Consider the following 5,690-nt stretch of genomic DNA (forward strand, 5'->3'; position numbering starts at 1 on the left):
CGTGTAACAGTGCAGACCGGATTCTTTGTTTTCTCGATCGATGGGGACTGTGGGACCGTGCTGAACAAGCTGCTTCGCCTGGGTGAAGGCCGACTAGTCAAAAGGCTCGACGGCATCGCCAGTCAGGTCGAAGCCCTCTCCGACGAGATGGAAGCCCTGAGCGACGACGAGTTGCGGGCCAAGACCGACGACTTCAAAGAGCGACTGGCGGGCGACGAGGCCTTGGACCACCTGCTGGTCGAGGCGTTCGCCGTGGCCCGTGAAGCAGCCTGGCGAGTACTGGACCAGAAGCACTTCCACGTCCAGATCATGGGCGGCGCGGCCTTGCACTTCGGCAACATCGCCGAGATGAAGACCGGCGAGGGCAAGACCCTGACCTGTGTGCTCCCGGCCTACCTCAACGCGCTGTCCGGCAACGGCGTGCACGTCGTCACCGTGAACGATTACCTCGCCAAGCGAGATGCGGAACAGATGGGTCGCGTGCACCGCTTCCTCGGTCTGCAGACCGCCGTCATCCTCACCGGCATGACGCCGGATCAGCGCCGCATCGCATACGGCGCCGATATCACCTACGGCACCAATAACGAGTTCGGCTTCGACTACCTGCGCGACAATATGGCGCACAGCCTCGAAGACCTGGTGCAACGCGGCCACAGCTTTGCTGTCGTCGACGAGGTCGACTCGATCCTGGTCGACGAGGCGCGCACACCGCTGATCATCTCCGGCCCGACCGACTCGTCGAGCAAGTGGTACGGCGAGTTCGCGCGGATCGCACCGCTGCTGGAGAAGGACACCCACTACGAGGTGGACATCAAAAAGAAGACGATTGGTGTGCACGAGGTCGGTGTCACCTTTGTCGAAGACCGTCTCGGCATCGAGAACCTGTACGAACCGGCGAACTCGCAGCTGGTCAGCTACCTGAACAACGCCATCAAGGTGAAGGAGCTGTTCCACAAAGACAAGGACTACATCGTCCGCAACGGCGAGGTGTTGATCGTCGACGAGTTCACCGGTCGCGTGCTCGACGGTCGTCGCTACAACGAGGGATTGCACCAGGCCATAGAGGCCAAGGAGCATGTGGAGATCAAGGCCGAGAATCAGACGCTCGCCCAGATCACGCTGCAGAACTACTTCCGCCTCTACGAGAAACTGTCCGGAATGACCGGTACGGCTGAGACCGAGGCTGCCGAATTCCAGCAGATCTACAAGCTCGGGGTGGTGCCGATCCCGACCAACAAGCCGATGGTCCGCGACGATCAGGGCGACCTGATCTATAAGACTGAAGAGGCTAAGTTCAACGCCGTCGTCGACGATATCGCCGAAAGCCACGAGAACGGTCAGCCGGTACTGATCGGTACCACCAGCGTGGAGCGCTCGGAGTACCTGTCGCGGCTGCTGGCCGACCGCAAGATCAAGCACAACGTGCTGAATGCGAAGTTCCACGAGCAGGAAGCGCAAATCATCGCCGAGGCCGGTCGCCTCAGCGCAGTCACCGTGGCCACCAACATGGCCGGCCGCGGCACCGACGTCGTGCTTGGCGGTAACCCGGAAATCATCGCCGATACGCGCCTGCGCAAGGCTGGCCTGGATCCGGTGACCACTCCGGACGAGTATGAGGCCGCGTGGGACGAGGCCATCGCCGTGGCCCGCGCGGATGCCGAGACCGAGGCGGAGGACGTCATCGCCGCTGGCGGTCTGTACGTGCTCGGCACCGAGCGGCACGAGTCGCGCCGCATCGACAACCAGTTGCGAGGTCGTTCCGGCCGCCAGGGCGACCCGGGTGCATCGCGCTTCTATCTGTCGCTCGGTGACGAACTGATGCGCCGTTTCAATGCGGGTGCGCTGGACGCCATCATGACGCGCCTGAACCTGCCCGAGGATGTGCCGATCGAGGCGAAGATGGTCACCCGCGCCATCCGCAGTGCGCAGACGCAAGTCGAGGAGCAGAACTTCGAGATCCGCAAGAACGTCCTCAAATACGACGAGGTGATGAACGAGCAGCGCAAGGTGATCTACGCCGAGCGCCGCGAGATCCTCGAGGGGGAGAACCACCGCGAGCAGATCCGCCAGATGGTGGCCGACGTCGTCGGCGCGTACGTCGACGGCGCGACGGTCGACGGCTATGCCGAGGACTGGGATGTTGAGGAGCTGTGGCGGGCGTTGGGCAATCTGTTCCCGATCGCCCTCGACGCCAAGGCTGTCTTCGCCGAGAACGAATACGGCGAGCGTGAGGATTTGCGCCGCGAAGAGCTGCGCACCCTGGTCGTCGACGACGCCCTCGCCGCCTACGACCGTCGCGAGGCCGAGCTGGCCGCCATCGGCGGCGACGATGCCATGCGCCAGTTGGAGCGCTCGATCCTGCTGATGGTGCTCGACCGCAAGTGGCGCGATCACCTGTACGAGATGGACTACCTGCGCGAAGGTATTCATCTGCGCTCGATGGCGCAGCGTGATCCGGTGGTCGAATACCAGCGCGAGGGCTTCGACATGTTCATGGGCATGCTCGAGGGAATGAAGGAAGAGACTGTTCAATTGCTGTTCAACGCGCAGGTGCAGGCCCAGCCGGCCGCGCCCGCGTTGGGCACCACCGTCTCGGACATGCTCTCCGGTGCCGGTCTGGGCGGCCAGCGGGTCGCCGACGACGATCCACGCGTCACCTATAGCGGCCCGGACGAGGACGGCGAGACCGAAGTGCATTCGGCTGTCGAGGAACTGTTCTCCGGCACCCCGTCGGAGGTGCTGAGCCCGGAGCCGGTGACGGGGAGTCGCAAAGAGCGTCGCGAGGCGGAGCGACGTAACCGCCGCCGCAAGTAGGCGCCTGCCGATCTGAACCTTTCTTGTGGGCGATCGGCGTGTCGCGGAACCGGACGGGCCTGCGGTGCGTCTGATTTACATGACGGGGACACTGCTCAACCTTGATCTGGAAGTGCTGCGGGCCAGCTGGCGCGAGAGCACGGAGGCGCCCGATGACCCAGGTCCGGAGCGACCGTGGGTGCCGCCGGACCCCGCGCTCGCCCGTAGTGTGCGGACGATCGCCGTAGCAGTGCTGGGACGGACACTGGAAGTCCTGGACGGGCGGCGGCCGCGGATTCAACTATCCGGGGCGGTAACCGAAGCGGTGTTCGGGCAGATCACTGTGCTGCTGCAGCACGGGGCATTTGGCCAGCAATCGAACGGTCACCAGTCGAACGGGCCGGACGGGTGTGCCCGGCTGCACCGGGTGCACGTGCAGTTCCGGAGCGTTGCGGCGGCCGAAGTCTTCGGCACCCTGGAGTGCGGCAACCGGGTGCGCGCGCTGGCCGGGCGGCTGGAGCGGCGTCGAGTCCGCGTCTCGGCGCCGGGGGCACTGCCGCGACGGGTGGCCGACCGATGGGTGCTCACTGAATTCACCATCCTGTGACTCCGGCGGCGGATTGTCACGAACCGTGGCCGGAACCCGCCGATGTCGGAGTTGGGCACTATCATCGAGACACCATGGTGAATCGACTGTCGCCCGACGATGCGATGTACTACTTCCTGGATCGGTCCGGTACGACGACCCATCTAGGCGCCTTGGTGATTCTCGATCCCGCCGCGGCCGACCCCGGCTGCACGGTGGACTATGCGTCGCTGGTTGCACTGGTGGAAAACCGGCTGACGCTGGTGCCGCGCTACCGTCAGCGGGTGGCCGAGGTGACATTCGGATTGGCTCGACCACTCTGGGTCGACGATCCCGACTTCGATATCACCTTCCATGTCCGCCGCGCTGCCCTACCGCAGCCCGGTGACGATGCGGCGCTGGCGGATTTCATTGCGCGCGTGATGTCCCGCCCGCTGGACCGGAACCGGCCCCTGTGGGAGATGTACCTGGTCGAGGGGCTCGTTGACGGACGTTCTGCGATCCTCACCAAGACGCACCGCTGTCTGCTCGGCGATGGCGCCCATCGGGAGATTAGCGAAGTAATCGCCGAGGAGAGTATCGAACCAGTCCGGCTCGACGAGGAACTGTGGATGCCAGCGACTCCGCCGGGTGCACGCAGTCGGGCCATTGGTGCGCTCGCGGAAGTCGTCGCTCGTCCGGGCGAATTGGTCGACGCCGTCTTCAATGGAGCGGGTCCACTCACCGACCTGTTGTCACTCGCCGATCGGTCGGCACGCTTCGTGGGGAATACGGCGCAGCAACTGATGAACAGCGCGCCGGATAGTCCGCTGAACCGGGCGGGTAGCTCGGCCCGGTTGTACACGTTCGTGTCGGTGCCGCGGGAGCAAGTGCAGGCGATCGCCGAACGCTTCGAATGCAGCTTCAATGATGTGATCCTGGGTGTCATCACGGGCGTGATGCGCCGCTGGACGCTGTCGGTCAAGGACCTGCTGAGTCACGGTGAAACGGTGCGCGCGGTGCTACCGCTGGGTGCGCGCGAATCGGTGGCCGACGAGACCGCCAGCGGCGGCTGGATGAATGAGGGTCGCACCGAGTTCATCACCGATCTGCCGATCGGCGAGGATGCGCCGTCGGTACGCCTGATGCAGGTGGCTGGACTGGCCGATCGTTATTCGCAGTCGCAAGGTCGGATGACCCTGGGGCTGCGCCCGATGCTGCCGGAACTGGGCGTCGTACCCTTCGCCGATGTCACCACGCGTGTCTTCAATAGCTTGTTCCAGCGGTCCTACAATGTGCCGATCCGGATCGGCAACAGCAGGATCGAGCGGCGCTACGTGAATGGCGTGCCGGTGACCGGACTGTTTACCGTCCCGATGCTGGCCGAGCACCGCGCATTGGCGATTAGCGTCAATGAATATCACGAAGCCGTGGAGTTCGGTTTTCTGGCCGACCGTAATGCGCTCGGTGATCTGCCGGCCATGGCTGGCTACGTCACCGAATCGATCGAAGAACTAGCCACCGGCGGGTTCCCGAACGTTTTCGGGCGGGGCGGCAATATGGCTGGCCCGAAGCCCGGCGCTCCGGCCGGGAACGGGAAGGGTGACTGATGCGGGTGTACTTGCCGGCGACGCTGGCCGATGTGCAGCGACTATTGGCCGATGACGCGTGGATGCCGCTGGGCGGCACCGGATTTGCGCTCACCCCGGCGCTGCGCGAAGCGTATGTGGCCGGCGATGACGAAGAGCTCGCCGAGATCGCGCTGCGCGATGCGGCCCGCGGGAGTCTGCGGTTGTTGGCCGCGCAGGATGCCGACGACTTGCCGGTGCGCCGTGTCGTCGTCGTTGCCGAACGGACGGACGCGACACCGCGCCCGGACCTCGACGATGCGGTCGTGCGGATCGCCGGACCGGTCACCACCGACCAGGTGGTGGCGGTGCACGTGGACAGTGGCGATGCTGAGCGCGCGGTGATCGCGGCGGCCGACGTGATCGATGCGGCCGACCTCGGCGATGAGGACGCCGAGCTCACGCTCGGCGACGCGGAGGATCACGACCTGGCGTGGTATGCCACCCAGGAGCTCCCGTTTTTACTGGAATTACTCTAGGCGCACCGGGAACTGCCCAACTTGCGTCCATTGGCTACGGTTCCGTAAGTTACGGAATCGTAGGTAGAGTTTGCCGTGGGCGGGCTCGCAGAGGGAGGCACATGTCATGAAGACTTGGCGCGAACGATTCGAAGCGCCCGCGCGGGCGGCGACGTCGAACACGAAGGGCGCCCATTGGCTGCGGGCCGCGGTCTCGCGCGTCACCACGCCGCTGCTGCCTGACGA

The 5,690-nt window shown here is 64.9% G+C and carries 4 protein-coding genes; all 4 read left to right on the forward strand.

Going from position 1 to position 5,690, the window contains the following annotated elements:
- The first annotated feature begins 57 nt into the window (after window positions 1-57).
- The 4 genes from secA to WAW85_RS01775 all read left to right on the forward strand — a co-directional run bounded on the left by secA (window position 58) and on the right by WAW85_RS01775 (window position 5,465).
- Window positions 58-2,814, forward strand: a complete 2,757-nt coding sequence (secA, locus tag WAW85_RS01760) for a preprotein translocase subunit SecA (RefSeq protein ID WP_422557944.1) — start codon at window positions 58-60, stop codon at window positions 2,812-2,814.
- A gap of 79 nt (window positions 2,815-2,893) precedes the next feature.
- Window positions 2,894-3,400, forward strand: a complete 507-nt coding sequence (locus WAW85_RS01765) for an Rv3235 family protein (RefSeq protein WP_422557942.1) — start codon at window positions 2,894-2,896, stop codon at window positions 3,398-3,400.
- Between the two features lie 74 nt (window positions 3,401-3,474).
- Window positions 3,475-4,968 carry a wax ester/triacylglycerol synthase domain-containing protein gene (locus WAW85_RS01770; protein WP_422557943.1) on the forward strand — a complete coding sequence of 498 codons (1,494 nt, stop codon included), beginning with the start codon at window positions 3,475-3,477 and terminating at the stop codon, window positions 4,966-4,968.
- A complete protein-coding gene (locus WAW85_RS01775) occupies window positions 4,965-5,465 on the forward strand; it encodes a DUF6912 family protein (RefSeq protein ID WP_422557945.1) in 501 nt (166 codons plus the stop codon). The genes WAW85_RS01770 and WAW85_RS01775 overlap by 4 nt, the downstream gene beginning before the upstream one ends.
- Window positions 5,466-5,690: the final 225 nt, after the last annotated feature.

The sequence above is a fragment of the Gordonia sp. (in: high G+C Gram-positive bacteria) genome (assembly GCF_049299075.1).
Lineage (GTDB): Bacteria > Actinomycetota > Actinomycetes > Mycobacteriales > Mycobacteriaceae > Gordonia.

Bases quoted from the DNA above. Each gene is read 5' to 3' on its own strand.
- WAW85_RS01765 (WP_422557942.1), top strand. From the start codon at position 2,894: ATGACGGGGACACTGCTCAACCTTGATCTGGAAGTGCTGCGGGCCAGC.
- WAW85_RS01770 (WP_422557943.1), top strand. From the start codon at position 3,475: ATGGTGAATCGACTGTCGCCCGACGATGCGATGTACTACTTCCTGGAT.